Below are 15862 nucleotides of genomic sequence, written 5' to 3'. Positions count from 1 at the left end.
TTTCGCATCTTATCGGAGCGCTACCGTAACCGTCGCAGGCGATTTGGGCTACGGTTCAACTTGATCGCAGGCTTGCTGAACTATGAGCTTGCTCATCCAATTTGATTCGTGCAGGAGGTCTAATGTAAGAAAAAATTTTGCACAGATCGCGCACAAAGGCTCGCTGCAACGTTAATCGCCTCCAGTTTCTATCTGTAACCTGAATTCCCATTAAATATTTGCCGAAAGTTGCCTGCATTCTGGAACTTTCCAGCACCGATGTATAAACGAGTCCTAGAAAGATGTAAACCACTGTGATCGCTTGAAAATATTGATTGAGTGTGGCTTGGTCGCGATTGGCTGCCAGCACGATCGCACTGGCGAGAATGAGAATTGTTCGATCGATTAAGTCTGCAACCAATCGCAACCAAAATCCGGCATATTTCGGCTTAGATGAGGGATATGCGATCGCAGGCGAGATGAAGTCTGGAGCAGTCGGAATTGGGGCGGGAATGGACGTTGGAATCGGAATGGGTGTAGGCGGACGGGTTGGATTGGGAATGACAACGGTGGGCGGAATCGGAGAAGGCGTTGGATTGGGTAACGGAACGGGAGTGGGAAGACGCTGCGGGGTTGGCGCTCTCTGGGGTGAAAGCACGGTTTCTTGATTGGCAAAATCGAGCGAATTCCACCAGGCTTGAACCTCTTTGGGACGCTCATCAGGATTGAGCCGGATTGCACTGCTAATCAGGCTGCGCCAAGGTTCTGGGACTTGCATCGGGTCCCAAAGTTCAGATCCGTGATGGGCATAGCTCAGAAGGCGCGAAATGGACGAAGGCGGCAATTCTCCGCTTAACAGTTCGTGCAGCATCATGCCTAACTCGAATAAATCACTCCGAGCATCGGTATTCTTTCCGTCGATCACTTCAGGAGGCGCATACGCTTCTTTGAACGCTTGCGTGGTTCCTCCTCCTAAGCCCTGTCGGGAGGCTCCAAAGTCGATCAGTACCACGCGACCGTCAGAAGAAACTAGCACGTTATCTGGAGCAATATCGAGGTGATACATCTCTTGCTGATGCACAACGGTGAGCGCATTCACCAATTGGGACATAATTTCGCGAATACGATCGACACTCAGTCGCCGTCCGGGTTGTTCTTCTAGTTCATCTCGCAATGTTCGCCCTTTGATCAGTTCCATCACGAGATAGGCTGTATCCCGCTCCTGAAAGGCGTTGTAAACATCAACTACACCAGAGTGTTTTAACTTTGCTAGTAGCGTTCCTTCTCGCAAAAATCGCTGGAGTCCACGATGATACACATCCTGCTTGGTATTCGGAATCACTAAGCGTCCAGTTAATCCTTCGCGGAAAGCGTGTTCTTGCGGGTAAAACTCTTTGATGGCAACCGAGCGTTCGAGGTGAATATCAAAGGCGCGATACGTGATGCCAAATCCGCCGCGACCGAGCGGATAATCGATTCGATACGTTTCATGGTGCAGTAAAGTTCCTGCCTCCAGACAGTCCCGTAGCAGCGATGGAAGATGAACACCACAGTTTGTGCAATGGGCTGAATTGAGCGGCAACTTGTCGAAACCGCAATTGAGACATCTCATGCGCGTTCACCTTGAATAGAGACGATCGGAACCTCTACAGATTGGATAAATTGATCTGTGGGTTGAGGTGAGATTCCTTGAGAAAGTTTGGGCTTCCAAACTCGAATGCACCCAGTACTTTCGCTTTTTGTGATTAGCTGCTCAGCAGATTGACTCACGATATCTTGTCGATCGACGATTTCTGGAATGTTCGATCGACAGCCTTTCTCCCCCAGCTTGAGCTTGGGGTTGCCCCATTCGATCGCTTGATTGTTTTCGTCTATGGTCGTAAGCACAGAGCCTTGAAACGATTGAACTTTTGGCACAGATTTGGGCTGAATCGGTTGTTGCTGAATTGGTTGGGCAGCGGGTTGAAGATTCGGTCCTGCCCTGTGTGCTTGCAGTGCTCCAAGGGCTTGAAATAGCAACCAGACGAGCGAGATCGTGATCGTGATAGAAATCGCTCCGAGTATTAACAGTCCTTTGCGCGATATCGATCGCTTGCGTCGCGATCGAGGGGATGAGGGTGACTGAGCACTGACAGAAGATTGAATTAAAGTCGGCTGAGTTCGAGGTTGTAAGGCAGTTGGCGCAGCAAGCTTAAGAGTTGAAGTCGTTTGCGAGGGAACTTTATACCGCCATAGGATCACTGTTTGATTGTCGGTTTCTCCTTCGTCTCGTGCTGCTTGGATCAATTGCTCGGCTTTATCGGGTAAATCGATCGTGGAATCCGCCAATATTGCTCGAACCTGCTCTCGACTGAGTGAGCCGCTAATTCCATCTGAACACATGAGTAAAAGATCACCCGGCTCCAAAGTTCGCTCGTAGATGGGATCAGGCTGCGGTAAAGTTTTGCTACCCAAGAAAAACTCTAACTGTCCGCGTCTTTCGTGATACCTCGCCATCTCTTCAGTAATCAATTTAGCTTGAGCGAGAATGCCTGGAACCGAATGATCTTGAGTCACTCGATCGAGTTCGCCCGTCTTCTGACTCCAGTGAAATAAAGGACTATCGCCTAAGTTTGCAGCAATCACTTTGTTCTGCCAAACGATCGCAATCACGATCGTTGATCCCGCCCGATCCCAGCCATTAACGCTGACCATGCGTTGAACTAGCTCATTCGCACTCGCGATCGCATTCAGCAAACAGTGTTTTAAGTATTTGACGGGATCAGATTGAGCTGCAATTTGCTGAATCGTTTTCTTTAGAAAATCTTCGACTTTTAGCACCGCTTGACGGCTAACATCTTCGCCATGTTCGTGCCCGCCCATGCCATCCGCAATCACCAAAACCGGGACTTGTCCCCCTTGATCCTCGATCAAGAACCCGTTAAAGCAATCTTCATTGTTTTCTCGTTGATTAGTTTCGGTACGAGCGTAATAGTTGGGACTCTTCATACGCTGACTTTTGGAATTCAACATGGGTTGTAAGTTCAAACAACAGCAGCGCTGAATCGTCAATCAATGACAGAACGCGCCTCGCTAAATTCGGATGCTTGCAGAGTTAAAACAAAGCGTGAGTAGATATTCAAACTCTACCAGCTATTCTACGGATTCTTTTGGATTAAAAACCGACGAATGTTAAGTTTTCTGCACTGGTGGATTCAGGATACAAAAGCACCATTAATTAAATAATGTTATTCAGTCGATCGCTCTTCATAAACCTACCAGTAGAATAACGAACACCGATAGAATAATCTTGTCCGGAATCTGCAATCTACAAACGGGATTCAGATTCACGATGAAAGAAACGCATTAATTGGATCACAATGAAAGAGCTGGTTCTCACCTGGAATAGCGGAACTCAAAGTCGAGTGATTCGATCGAATCAGCCTGGAATCGCTGCGAATCGGTTCCGTATTGGACGAGATCCCTTAACTTGTGATTTAGTCTTGCCGTCGGTCACTCCAGAAGATTTGTCGGTTTCTAAATTACACGTCGAAATCTATTTTGATCCGGATCGCGATCGCTTTTTTCTCCACAATTTAAAGGGCGCAAGCAATCCTCCAAAGCTCTACGGTCAAGTGATTTACGATGCTCCGGTTGCGATTGATAAAAATGGAGTTTTACAGCTTGGAAAGCGAGAATTTGTCATTGCAGTACTGGTTCCAAACGCAGTGACCGTTCCACCTACTCCACTTCCAGAGTCTCCAAAATCTGATACGAAGCCGCTTGTATGTCCGCATTGTCACACGGGCTACACCTACGAAGAGTACGGACAGTTAAACGGTCGCTGTCCGAATGATGGCTTTCCGCTGCATGGAGCTTCTGTGTACCTTCCCCAAAATCATTAACTTATGCCTGTTACTGTTACGCTGTTTTGGAACGACCCGGTGACTGAAGCCGACCAAGAAATCGTCGCGATTACCCCGATCGCGATCGGTCGCAGTCCTGAAACGATCGCGGCTGAAGGGATTCCAGAACGACAGCACGTGATTCTTAATAGTCTGCAAGTGTCCCGCTTTCATGCCTTGATCGAATGGAAAGATCGAGAATTGATTGTCAGCGATCGACGAAGCAGTAATGGCATTTTAGTCAATGGTCATAGTTGTCAGACTGCAACTTTAGCAGACGGTGACGTGTTGCAAGTAGGACCCTTTCAGATCACTGTATTGCGAACTCAGTTTCCTTCGCGAGTGAGCACGGTAGCTCCTTCGCCTCCTGTTCGACCCCAATCGAGCTTTCCACCTGCTTGGTTTATTGAAAGCGATCGCGTTTCTCTGTCTGATTTAGCTCGTGAAGGTAAAGAGATCGAGCAAATTGATTTTGCTGCGCTAGGTGGGGGTTTAGGAAGCTATATCTGGGCTAACTTACTAAGACTCTCTGGAATTCGCGCCGATCAAATTCGAGTGCTGGGTAAAGTTCAGTTTGATGAATCAGGCAACATTCGCCCCGATGCAAATCAGAAACCGTACTGGAACTATAAGCAACTGTGCGAATTCTCTCAAATTCCTGCTCATGAAAGACTACGATCGAACTCTGATTCGTGTCCAGATAACATTTGGGGGTTTCCTAGCTATGCACTAAGAGAAGCTTGGACAGATTTTAGTAAAGGTGAGATGGGTCATGCACTAAAACTACTGTGGCAAGTCTTTGCAGAACCAACAGGAATCGAAACTTACACACCGCGATCGGGACGAGTGTTTGATTCTATCGATCGAGAAACTCGCCGGATCGGATGGCAGCAGATGTTCCGTTATGGAGATATTCGAGCCATTCGCAAAACAACTGACGATCGCTATGTGATTGCTTATTCTCGCAGTAGTGTTCGAGGCTCGGACTATCGCTATCTAGTTGCACGATATGTTCATGTTGCTATTGGTTATCCTGCTCTGCGTTACCTTCCATTAGTAACCGCTTATCGGGAGAAAACCAAAGAAGCATTTCACGATCGCTTGGTAGTGAATGCTTATGAAGATCACCAACACGTCTATCAGCAGCTTAGAAGTCGCGGAGGTGGCGTTGTTATTTTGCAAGGTCGTGGCATTGTTGCTTCTCGGATCATTCAGCGAGTTTATGAGATGCGACAGCAGGAAGGCTGCAAGATTCAACTGATTCACATGATCCGATCGCCTGTGCCACAAGGACATCGCTATGAGACTTCTCAACGAGTCGTGAAAAATCATCAGGAACTCCAGCCGTTCAATTGGCCCAAAGCCTGTTGGGGTGGCGAGTTGAGAGAGAAATTAGAAAACGCTACTCCAGAAGAACGCAAGCGGCTCCTGAGTGATTGGGGTGGAACAACGACTGCCGATCGACGAGATTGGCAAGAGATGATTGATCAAGGAATTCGATCGGGTTGGTATCGCATTCTGTTTGGTGAGATCAAAGATTTACAGCGTGAAGGAGACCATCTCCGAATCGATACGTTAGAGAAAGCAGAAGGACGGATTACGAATGAGCAAATGATTAAAGCGGATTTTCTGATTGATGCTACAGGTCTAACCAATGAAATTCAATTTAGTCCATTGCTCAAAGATCTAGTGCTGCGCTACAAACTCGAACTCAATCCCACTCAGCGGCTTTCTGTAAGCAATGCGTTTGAAATTAATGGGATGAGAAATGGGACAGCACGAATGTATGCAGCGGGAGCTATGACACTTGGAGGACCTTATGCAGCAGTAGATAGCTTTTTAGGGCTTCAATATGCAGCGATCGTTGCTGTGGATGATTTGCAGTCAGCGCATGTTTCGGGGTTAAAAGGGTTGAATGGAATGCGATCGTTTGAACAATGGATGCGCTGGGTACAAAATCAAGCCCCTTAGATCTAAACTCCATCAGACAGCAAAAGAGACGCAATTCCTCGCGCCTCTCACAATTTCATTCAATTGCATCAAAACTATTTAACCGTCGTCGCTTCAACCTCGACCGCATCCTGAGCAGGCTTTCCATTCACGGTTGCAGTCGTCATATCCTTCTGTGCTTTCAAGCGATCCATTAGCATCGAAGATACTTCAGCGACCAGAAGACCCAACAGCACCGTATCATCAATCTGTCCGATCAGTGGGATCATATCCGGTAAAAGGTCGATCGGGCTAAACAGGTAGAGAAACGTACCTGCGATGATCAGCCAACGGTATTTAGAGTTGCGAACGAGATTGCGATACCAGTCGTAAAATGGAAGCTTCATAGGTTTGTTTCCTTCACTCATGCTTTTATGATCTCAGATCCTAAAAGGACTGTCTTGGGGGGAAAACTGTCTGAAGAAGGGGGAGAAACCGTCATTCGGGTAGAATACGCTGTGATTACGATCGCATACTTAGGTCTAGCACTTGGCTACCTTCCAGGGCTGCGAATGACTCGCGCCTCGATCGCGCTAGTGAGTGCTGGATTGCTCATTGCACTCAAAGTTTTAACGCTACAACAAGCTTGGGATACGATCGATAGTCAAACGATCGATCGGAACTTGTTAATCATGTTCTCAGGCTTATTTATCCTCATTAAAGCAACTCAGCAATTGAACTTAACTGCGCCTTTGACGAGTGCGATCGCTTCCCGGTGCGATCTTTCGCTAATAGATTGCTGCCTAGCTACTACGACGAGAATCGGATTCTTTCCCTAGCTGGTTGACGATCGCGATAAGATCCTGTACAGCGGTTTCCTTTTTACAAAAAGCGTCTACCTTCGCCGTTTGCAGCATCACTTCAGTTTGCGGATCTTCCAGAGAAGAGTACGCCAAAATCTTAATCTGCGGGTGAACGCTCTTAATCTGCGTTGATGCACTTAGCCCATCCATCACAGGCATTTGCAAATCCAGAACGATGACATCTGGACAATGACGATCCGCCATTTCAACGGCTTCGCGCCCATTGGAGGCAAGACCCACCAATTCGATCCCTTCCTGACGTTGGAGCGCCAATTTCAGGCTAAAGCGGGTCAATTCGTGGTCATCGACAATTAAAACACGCAACACTTTGCACTCACTAGACAGCATGGGATGGGCAGAATGGTTCAATGTGATCAAGAGTGTAGCGATCTGCACATTTAGTAGTCCTCTACCGCAGGGATTAACCGAAGGAATTTTACTGAGAAATTGGGATTTGTAAAGGTTGGATGCAGCGAGAAAAAAATCAGCGATCCATCCCATCAAAGGGCGAATCGCTGACAGCAACCGACAGACTTTAATTACATCCAATCTTTCAGTAGCGCTTGCCGACGGGGGTGACGCAATTTTCGCATCGCTTTCGCTTGAATTTGCCGCACTCGTTCCCGCGACAAATCATAAATCTGCCCAATCTCACTCAAGGTATAGTGCTGACCATCGGTTAAACCAAATCGCAGCTTGATAATTTCTCGCTCTCGATCGCTTAAATGATCCAATACGGAATTGAGTCGATCGATCAGCAATCTATGATCCAAGTTATCGTTTGGTGCAACATTATCCGCATCTTCGATCAGTTGCATCAGTTCAGTATCTTCATCGCGTCCGACCCAAGCATGGAGTGATAAAGTTCGCTGGCTCACGTCTAGAACCTGCTCTAACTTATCTTCTTCCATATCGAGCGCTCCCGCTAACTCTTGCTTCGTCGGCTTGCGACCGAGTTCTTGAGACAGCATTTGACGCACTTTACGGACTTGATTGAGCTTTTCAACCATGTGAACCGGGAGACGAACCGTTCTCGACTGAGATGCGATCGCTCTCGTAATCCCTTGACGAATCCACCAGTAAGCGTAAGTTGAGAACTTATACCCCCGTTCGTAATCGAACTTTTCAGCGGCTCTCATCAAGCCCATCGCCCCTTCTTGAATCAAATCTAAGAACGGAACCCCTCGGTTTAAATACTTTTTCGCGATCGACACGACTAATCGTAAGTTAGCGCGAACTAATTTTCGTTTTGCTCGTTCTCCAGCAACTCCACCTTTCGCAATCTCACGTGCTAACTCAATCTCTTGTGCTTGAGTGAGAAGCGGATACCTTGCCATTTCTCTCAAGAACATTCCAACCGAATCATCAGAAAGTCCAAGGTATTCGCTCGTCTTCCCTTTGAATGACTTCGCTAAACCTTCGGGAGTCAGATCCTCAGTTTCGAGTGATTCGAGTTCAGAAAGATCGATGTCGCCTTCAGTTACAACAGCATCGATCGGAAAGGAATCTGTGGGTAATTTGGTTGCCATTTTTGAATTACGTTAGAGGGTCTTCAGTTCTTGTTAACGTCGTTTCTTCAACTGCAACTTACTGTAATCGAAATGTTCGGATTTGTTGCATCGTTTCTGATGTTTTTTGATTGGTTTTTATGAGGTTTATCAAGACTTAGTTTATGAATTGAAATACGTCCGTTTTTTCGCTGTAATTCAGTAGGCTCACGGAAGCAGGAATACGGGGCTAAAGCGGTATAGTTATCGGTTTTCGCTTAAGTAACGATCTCGAAATTCTACTGAGTTGTATGCTTAGATTAACTCATTTTAGAAACGAGATCCGGGGAATTGCAGTAGATTTTTGCAGCGATTTGAAATCTTGATCGTTTCTCCGAAATATTGCGTAGACCGCTAAGAAAACCTGATCAATTCAACTGAAACTCCAGCAGTTTATCTTTTGTAGAGTAGCCGCTAATACAAAAAATGGCTCAATAAGTTGAGGATTAGATTGGAGATGTGAAAGAAAAGGTTGCGTTGTTCAATGTTTTTGACAAATGAATTGCGGTTTGAACGATCAGTGCGTCAGATGTTGCGCTAACTCGATGTATAGGGACAATAAGTTTCTAATTTGATTTATTCCATCCAAGAATGCACAAAAAAGAGACGAATGCCAAAACACTCGCCTCTCTCAGTGATTGCAATCCCGCATTCAACCCTGCTGTTGTGCCATCTCCATAAAGATTCGCTGCGAACTCTGTTCAGGTTGGTCGCCTTGCGGTTGTCTCTGCACATACTTGCCATCAGGGTGTAATTCCCAAGCATGTCGATTGTCCGCCAACATAATCCCCAAAATCTCTTGCAAGTCTTGAGCGATGTTCGGTTCTTCGACTAGCACCACCGCTTCAACTCGTCGATCGAGGTTTCGGGGCATCCAATCTGCACTCCCGATATAAACTTCGGATTCGCCGCCATTGTTGAAGAAGAAAATCCGAGCATGTTCGAGAAAGCGTCCCACAATGCTAATCACTCGAATGTTTTCGCTAATGTCCTTTAAGCCTGGACGCAAACAACAAATGCCCCGAATAATCAGATCAATCTGCACTCCCGCTTGAGAAGCTTCATAGAGGGCTGTGATCAGTTTTGGATCGACGAGAGCATTCATCTTGGCAACAATGCGCCCCTGTCCACCATTGCGCTGAAGTTCAACTTCTCGATCGATAAAGCTCAACATACGATCGCGCAGATTCACCGGAGCCACGAGCAATTTCCGATAAGACTGTTGACGAGAATATCCGGTGAGATAGTTAAACAAATCGGTTAAATCGGCTCCCAATTCTTCCCGACTGCTAAAGATGCCTAAATCGGTGTAAAGTCGTGCTGTCTTTGGATTGTAGTTTCCTGTGCCAATATGCACGTATCTTCGGATACGTCCTTCTTCGCGGCGCACGACTAACACTAATTTGGTATGTGTCTTGAGTCCGACTAACCCATAAACGACGTGAACGCCTGCATTCTCTAACTTCTTCGCCCAGTTAATATTGTTCTCTTCATCAAATCGAGCTTTCAACTCCACGAGTGCAGCGACTTGGATTCCATTTTCTGCCGCAGCGATCAGAGCTTGAACGATCGGCGAATCTCCCGATGTTCGATACAGCGTCATCTTAATGGCAAGAACATTCGGATCATATGCAGCTTCCTCGATAAATCGCTGCACACTGCGTGAAAATGAATGATAAGGATGATGCACTAAAAGCTCATGACGACGAACCACCGAGAAAAAGTTCTCATCATGCGTTAATGCCTCGGTCACGGGAACTTCCGCAACTCGTCTCAGCTTTGGATGCGTCACAGGACTCCAAGGTGGATCTTTCAAGTCGGGTAACGGCAAGCCTGTAAGCGTAAACAGATCCTTCAAGCACAACAATCCATCAATCTCATAGACATCTTCAGGCTTGACTTCCATCTCTTCGACCAACATCGATCGAACATGTTCTGGCATGGATGAATTGATTTCGACGCGAACCACAGAGCCACCGACTCGACGTTTTTTCAGTTCTTCTTCGATCGCAGACATCAAATCCGCTGCTTCGTCTTCTTCCACTTCTAAATCGCCATTGCGCGTGACTCGAAACGGGTGATACTCCTGAATATTCATTCCCGGAAATAGGACTTCAAGATTGTGCGCGATCACTTGTTCGAGTGGAACACCTGCCCAGACGGGAGCACGACTTTTGGCGATCGGAGTTGGCAAATCTTGAGTATTAATCGGTAGCTCAATGAATCTTGGTAGAACTTTCGGAACTTTCACCCGTGCGAATAGATCCTCATCGGTGACACTATCTTTAATCACTACTGCTAAGTTCAGGCTGAGATTAGAAATATAAGGAAATGGGTGTCCAGGATCGATCGCCAGTGGAGTCAGAACCGGAAAGACTTGCGCTTCAAAATAATCACGCAAATACGATCGTTGTTCTTGGTTTAAATCAATATAGTCCAGCAAGTAGACTCCTTGAGAAGCCAACTGAGGACGCACTGCCTCTTCAAAGTGTCGATGTTGTTTTGCAACTAACGGACGCAATCGTTCATTGATCAAGCGCACTTGTTCTTGAGGAGTGCGACCATCCGGACTAAGCTTACTGACTTTCGCTTCAACTTGCTCCTTGAGTGCTGCCACCCGCACCATGAAATATTCATCCAGATTCGAGCTAAAGATCGCAAGAAACTTCAGGCGTTCAATCAAAGGAGTACGCGGATCGAATGCTTCATGCAGCACTCGACAATTAAACTCAATCCAACTGAGTTCGCGATTGAAATAGTACTGCGGATCGCTCAAATTTGTTTCCACGGGTGCAGGTTTCCGTCGTCGCATTAGAACACCTCATCTTCAATGCCAATCCACCATTCACCCAAGTTCATCACATCCTGATGGATATCGGCAAGTCGTTTTTCATATTCGGCTGGAGAAAGTGTCGATCGCTGTTCATTTAATTTCAACACTCTTAATTGAGCCAACAGCCAGGGCTTGGTCACACTATCGGTTTGTTCTAAATATTTTGCGAGTTCGTTGCTATTCATCGAGTGATATTAAAGTCCGTGGGTTAGTTTTATTGTTGCGTTATTTGCGGCATTGTGACGCGATCGACTAAAGATTTCTGTTATTTTTCAGATGCGTGTAATCTAGCCGACACAAGGTTTGTAATCTCGCGAACACAAAAAAAGTGAGGCAGTTCTCTACCTCACCCAATTCAATTGATTGATCAAATGTTCGGAAGTTATGCGGCTAAATTCTGAGCCACAAAATCCCAATTCACCAGATTATCCAAGAAGTTCTTGATAAATGCTGGACGAGCATTTTGGAAATCCAGATAGTAAGCGTGTTCCCAAACATCCAGCGTCAACAGGGGTTTTTGACCATGAACCAGCGGATTTTCCGCATTCGGGGTTTTTGTCACCTTCAGCGTACCGCCATCATCGACAAGCCACGCCCAACCGCTACCAAACTGAGTGGCGGCTGCATTACTGAATTCTTCTTTGAACTTGTCGAGGCTTCCGAAAGCCGCATCAATCTTCGCTGCTAATTCTCCACTCGGTGCACCACCGCCACCCGCTTTGAGCGAGTTCCAAAAGAAAGTATGGTTCCAAACTTGTGCCGCATTGTTGAAAATTCCAGTTTTGGATGAATCTCCATACGACTGTTTGATCACGTCTTCCAGTGCCAGATTTTCCATCCCAGTGCCTTCGACCAGCTTGTTTAAGTTGGCAACGTAAGCAGCGTGATGCTTGCCGTAATGGTAATCGAACGTTTCCGCCTTCATGCCATACGATTCAAGGGCATCTTTCGCAAAAGGTAAGGGCGCTTGTGTAAATGCCATGTGTTCAATCCTCTCTATGGTGTGTCTGTTAAGCGATTGGCAGAAACATAACTTAACCGAGAAAATTCTATCTCAAAAGGGATGGCGCATTCACGCAAACAAAGAACCAAACAAAAAACCTCCGTTCACTAGGCATGAACGGAGGCGATAAATCAGGGTGCATCTACCATTCCCTTTTGCTGAGAAATACGCTGGTACTCCGGATGGTCTGAGTGGGAATACTTAAAGCTATGACAAAGTTTTCTTGAACTTTGCGTAACTTTTGAGTAAAGAATGCGTCGATCCATGAAGGTCATTACGTCTCAACTCCTAGCTTTGAATCGGTTTTGCATGGTCGATCGAGGCAAAAATTTGTAATGCTATTAGACGGGCAATCGATTGCCGTTTTTCCCTGACCGATCTAGATCGGTGGCGGTAATAGAAAAAGGTGCGAATCGATTTGGGTGGGGAGTGCAGCGAGTCAGGTTTTTGGAGGGTGTTCAGTGGATCAAGAGTTCTTTATTTCCGTCACGCCTGTACGTGGTGATGAGTATTGGGTGAGAACAGAGCGAGTCTCGCCAGGAGTTCCTTTAGCGGAAGAACTTGTCACTTGGCACGTCGAAGAATGGCTCGAACAAGCCCGCCAACTGATGCACGATCCACTTTTGGGAATTTTACGCGGCAGGATGCGATCGCTCGGTTCTTCGACAGCGGGCGGCGATGCGCTTTCTCCGAACTTAGTGGAATTGGGACAGAAACTCTACAATGCGCTGTTTCAAGGCACGATTCGAGATAGCTGGATGACGGCTCAGGGAATCGCTCAAAATCGGCGTGAAGGATTACGGCTGCGGTTGGGATTAAAAGGCGATCGCTTACCTCGTTTGCCCTGGGAAGTGCTTTATGCGGGAGCGCGTCCATTGGCAACTGGAACCGATGTCGTATTCTCGCGCTATCAAGCGAATTTTGCGCCAATGGGTACGATCTTGCAGCCTCATCGACCTGCGATCGAGCTTGATCCATCCCAGCCGTTGAGAATATTAATGGTGTTAGCTGCCCCCACGGATCAGGAAGTGCTTGAACTGAGACGGGAAGCGAATCATTTACGAGATGAATTATTAAGAGATGGACAGTCAGACGGCAAGATTGATCTGACGATTTTGGATCAGCCGGGACGAGAGCAGTTAACTCAGGAATTAGAACAAGGACACTATCAAGTCTTACACTATGCCGGACACAGCAATTTAGGTCTATCTGGTGGCGATTTGTATCTAGTGAGCGATCGTACCGGATTAACTGAAGTCCTCAGCGGCGATGATCTCGCTGGACTGCTGGTGAATAACGGCGTAAGAATGGCAGTCTTCAATTCTTGCCGAGGAGTCTATACCGCGACTGCTGATCCTACAGATGAAACTGAATCCAGCAATCTCACCGATGCACTTTTGAAGCGAGGAATTCCGGCTGTCTTAGCGATGGCAGAACGAATTCCCGATGATGTGGCATTAACATTGAGCCGATTGTTTTATCGCAATCTTAAGCAACGATACCCGATCGATTTAAGTCTAAGTCGAGCACGTCAAGGCTTACTCTCTTCCTACGGCTCGAATCAATTGTATTGGGCATTGCCGATTCTTTATCTGCATCCCGATTTTGATGGCTATCTGCAACCAACCGCGCTTCCCGAATCGAATTACTCGTTGAGCGATCCCCAGCTTGCACTCTCAAGTTTTGCGATCGATCCCGATATCATCACCGATGATCCGCTTGCCCTCGAAGAAGCAGCGGCATTATTTCCCGATCTGGAATTTGAAGATCCCGAAGATAGCGATCGACAAGCCATCCTCGAAATGCTGCAAGAGATTCGCGATCCCGAAGATAATCCCTTCTCGAAATCAAAGCCAGATGTTGGACAATTCTTCGAGCCGATTACCGCCAATACCGACGAAACTCAGCTACAGACCGCAGAAGATTGTTTGACTGTGGGGAGATTGCGATCGCAGAATCAGGATTTTAATGGAGCGATCGTGGCGTATAGTCGAGCGATCGAGCTTGATCCCCAATGTGCTGAAGCTTTTAGTGAAATGGGCAGCGCTCTAGAAAATCTGGGCAGTCCGAACGAAGCGATTGTTGCTTATAAAATGGCTTTGCAGTATGAACCGAGTCTGAGTCAAGCTCGTCGTAATCTTCATCGACTAGAAACGGCTCACAATCTCACGCCCGTTCAAACTTCAGTTCAACCTCAAGAGCCAGCGATCGCACCGAATTTGCACGTCGAGGAAGTCAGACTCGAAGAACCTGTCACCGAACGTATCTTCGGCGATCGTAAAAGAGCGGCTTCTTCTCGCCGTCGTCCTTGGTTAGCAGCAGGAATTCTCGGAACTGCGGTGGCTGCCGTTTTAGGAGTCTGGGGTTTTTCAACTTGGAAAGCTTCGACTACGCCTTCCCCGAACGAGCTTATCGACACTGTGAGCCAACTCGGTCCCCCTCCAGGCGTGAATGCGAGTCGATCGAGTACCTTAGTCGCCACAGCAACGACTAGCTTTGCTCAAGGCAATCTGCGAGTTGGACAAGATGCGATCGAGGAACTTCTAGACAATGGTGAAGTGGTCGCGGCGGAGAGTGCCATTCAAAACGTTCCACCCGACAAAGTGAACAATGCGACGGTGAGCTTTTTGCGGGGTCGAATTGCGTGGCAGGCACTCCAGCAAAAACGGGGGAACTACAGCCTCAATGACGCTCAAGGCTTTTTTGAAGAAGCACTGAAATCGAATCGTACTCCGAAAGTGCTCAACGCTTTGGGATTTGTGTACTACGCTCAAAACACCCAAAATAGTATCGATCGAGCAAGAAGAACTTGGCAGGAAGCGGCGCAACTTGCTCGCAGCACCGGAGCAAAACAAGAAGAACTCACGGCTCGTGCTGGATTAGCTCTAGTTTTTAACAAACTCGCACAATCGCGATCGGGCAACCAGCGAAACCAACTTCGACAACAAGCGATCGCACTCCGCACCCAAGTGTTGGAAAGCAAAGGCTTTCAAATCGATGACTTGAGCAAAAACTGGTATTGGAATGAACGCGCGATCGCAGACTGGAGAGCCTTACTCGCCGTCAAGTAATACTGCAAAGTTGCGGTTGCCAAAGTTGCATAGAGTAGAATCGAGTTATTGAGTTGCACAGGCTGAATTTATGAATTCTGATACTGTTGTTCGCATCTTACAAAAAAGCTTTCGCGTGACGCTCGGAGCCACTGCTGCTTTGGTTGAAATTCTCCAAGATCCTCAGAAGCGAGAATCGAATCTGCACAAAATCAAAGTTGAACTCGATCAACTCACTCGCGAATGGGCGGAAAAAGGTGAAGTGACTGAGCAAGAAGCTCGAACTTATGTGGATCAGTTCATTGCTCAACGTCGCGGTGAGATGAATTCTGGTACAACGGTGACGACGACTGCAACGACGGTTCAAACTCCTCCTCCAGAGGTTCAGCTTGAATTGCAAGAGCTAACCGCACAATTAGCAGCAATTCGGGCAGAAATCGAACGGTTGAGAACTGAAGAGAATCGATCGTGAGATGTCTAGGAATTGATCTAGGCTGGAGTTCAAATCCCAGTGGTTTGTGTTGTTTGGAGCTTGATCATGGAGTGTTAACGCTACAAGATCTGCGGCGGGAAAGCTCGATCGATGAAGTTCTCTCTTGGGTCGATCGATATGCTCCTGATTCCGCGATTGTGGCGGTTGATGCTCCAACTATTAACCCAAGTTGCGGGTTAGGCAAGCCAGAGAAACTTTGTATCGATGAGCGCAAAGAAACCAGCGCAGCGATTGCTGCGCGTCTGGTGTAGAGCATTGCGCTTTACGTGCGAGCATTGCGC

14 protein-coding genes and 1 pseudogene are annotated in these 15862 nt (G+C 47.1%); 7 read left to right on the top strand and 8 right to left on the bottom strand.

All coding sequences use genetic code 11. The features are described from left to right. Positions 1–105 (top strand): annotated as a pseudogene (locus tag ACQ4M5_RS40900) (IS5/IS1182 family transposase); the annotation flags it as partial. Here ACQ4M5_RS40900 and ACQ4M5_RS40895 read toward each other — a convergent pair. Both ACQ4M5_RS40895 and ACQ4M5_RS40890 read right to left on the bottom strand, forming a co-directional pair. After that, the gene (locus ACQ4M5_RS40895; protein ID WP_430681540.1) at positions 56–1591 is read right to left on the bottom strand and encodes a protein kinase domain-containing protein; all 1536 of its coding nucleotides are present in this window, start codon (positions 1589–1591) and stop codon (positions 56–58) included. The pseudogene ACQ4M5_RS40900 and the gene ACQ4M5_RS40895 sit on opposite strands and share 50 nt — an antisense overlap. Next, a complete protein-coding gene (locus ACQ4M5_RS40890) occupies positions 1588–2967 on the bottom strand; it encodes a PP2C family protein-serine/threonine phosphatase (protein WP_430681539.1) in 1380 nt (459 codons plus the stop codon). Before ACQ4M5_RS40890 ends, ACQ4M5_RS40895 begins: the two co-directional genes overlap by 4 nt. A gap of 371 nt (positions 2968–3338) precedes the next feature. On the opposite strand from ACQ4M5_RS40890, the gene ACQ4M5_RS40885 reads away from it, so the two are divergent. Continuing rightward, on the top strand, positions 3339–3863 hold the full coding sequence (locus tag ACQ4M5_RS40885; RefSeq protein WP_430681538.1) for an FHA domain-containing protein: 525 nt from the start codon (positions 3339–3341) through the stop codon (positions 3861–3863). A gap of 3 nt (positions 3864–3866) precedes the next feature. Further along, complete coding sequence (locus ACQ4M5_RS40880; RefSeq protein ID WP_430681537.1) at positions 3867–5834, top strand: FHA domain-containing protein; 1968 nt, start codon at positions 3867–3869, stop codon at positions 5832–5834. A 74-nt stretch (positions 5835–5908) separates the two neighbouring features. On the opposite strand, the gene ACQ4M5_RS40875 is transcribed toward ACQ4M5_RS40880, so the two are convergent. Beyond that, on the bottom strand, positions 5909–6199 hold the full coding sequence (locus ACQ4M5_RS40875; protein WP_430681536.1) for a YkvA family protein: 291 nt from the start codon (positions 6197–6199) through the stop codon (positions 5909–5911). Positions 6200–6226: 27 nt separating this feature from the next. Between ACQ4M5_RS40875 and ACQ4M5_RS40870 the strand changes: the two genes are divergently transcribed. Beyond that, the gene (locus ACQ4M5_RS40870; RefSeq protein ID WP_430681535.1) at positions 6227–6631 is read left to right on the top strand and encodes a hypothetical protein; all 405 of its coding nucleotides are present in this window, start codon (positions 6227–6229) and stop codon (positions 6629–6631) included. On the opposite strand, the gene ACQ4M5_RS40865 is transcribed toward ACQ4M5_RS40870, so the two are convergent. The 5 genes from ACQ4M5_RS40865 to ACQ4M5_RS40845 form a co-directional block, all read right to left on the bottom strand. Next, positions 6596–7051, bottom strand: coding sequence for a response regulator (locus ACQ4M5_RS40865; protein WP_430681534.1), 456 nt, complete (start codon positions 7049–7051; stop codon positions 6596–6598). The genes ACQ4M5_RS40870 and ACQ4M5_RS40865 overlap by 36 nt on opposite strands. A 143-nt stretch (positions 7052–7194) precedes the next feature. Then, a complete protein-coding gene (locus ACQ4M5_RS40860) occupies positions 7195–8184 on the bottom strand; it encodes a sigma-70 family RNA polymerase sigma factor (protein ID WP_430681533.1) in 990 nt (329 codons plus the stop codon). Between the two features lie 670 nt (positions 8185–8854). Beyond that, positions 8855–11014: a polyphosphate kinase 1 gene (ppk1, locus tag ACQ4M5_RS40855; RefSeq protein WP_430681532.1), complete on the bottom strand. Its 2160-nt coding sequence runs from the start codon at positions 11012–11014 to the stop codon at positions 8855–8857. Continuing rightward, positions 11014–11220 (bottom strand): hypothetical protein, encoded by a 207-nt coding sequence (locus ACQ4M5_RS40850; protein WP_430681531.1) that lies wholly within the window; start codon positions 11218–11220, stop codon positions 11014–11016. Before ACQ4M5_RS40850 ends, ppk1 begins: the two co-directional genes overlap by 1 nt. A gap of 197 nt (positions 11221–11417) precedes the next feature. Beyond that, positions 11418–12017 carry a superoxide dismutase gene (locus ACQ4M5_RS40845; RefSeq protein WP_430681530.1) on the bottom strand — a complete coding sequence of 200 codons (600 nt, stop codon included), beginning with the start codon at positions 12015–12017 and terminating at the stop codon, positions 11418–11420. A gap of 482 nt (positions 12018–12499) precedes the next feature. Between ACQ4M5_RS40845 and ACQ4M5_RS40840 the strand changes: the two genes are divergently transcribed. The 3 genes from ACQ4M5_RS40840 (at position 12500) to ACQ4M5_RS40830 (ending at position 15832) form a co-directional block, all read left to right on the top strand. Continuing rightward, the gene (locus tag ACQ4M5_RS40840) at positions 12500–15109 is read left to right on the top strand and encodes a CHAT domain-containing protein (RefSeq protein WP_430681529.1); all 2610 of its coding nucleotides are present in this window, start codon (positions 12500–12502) and stop codon (positions 15107–15109) included. Between the two features lie 70 nt (positions 15110–15179). Next, entirely contained in the window at positions 15180–15560 is a 381-nt protein-coding gene (locus tag ACQ4M5_RS40835; protein WP_430681528.1) for a hypothetical protein, read from the top strand. Further along, complete coding sequence (locus tag ACQ4M5_RS40830) at positions 15557–15832, top strand: hypothetical protein (protein WP_430681527.1); 276 nt, start codon at positions 15557–15559, stop codon at positions 15830–15832. Before ACQ4M5_RS40835 ends, ACQ4M5_RS40830 begins: the two co-directional genes overlap by 4 nt. Positions 15833–15862 lie beyond the last annotated feature (30 nt).

The organism is Leptolyngbya sp. AN10 (genome assembly GCF_050565645.1).
Taxonomy (GTDB): domain Bacteria; phylum Cyanobacteriota; class Cyanobacteriia; order Leptolyngbyales; family Leptolyngbyaceae; genus Leptolyngbya.
The sequence above is the reverse complement of the archived record's forward strand: the minus strand, read 5'-3'. Positions and strand labels throughout refer to the sequence as shown.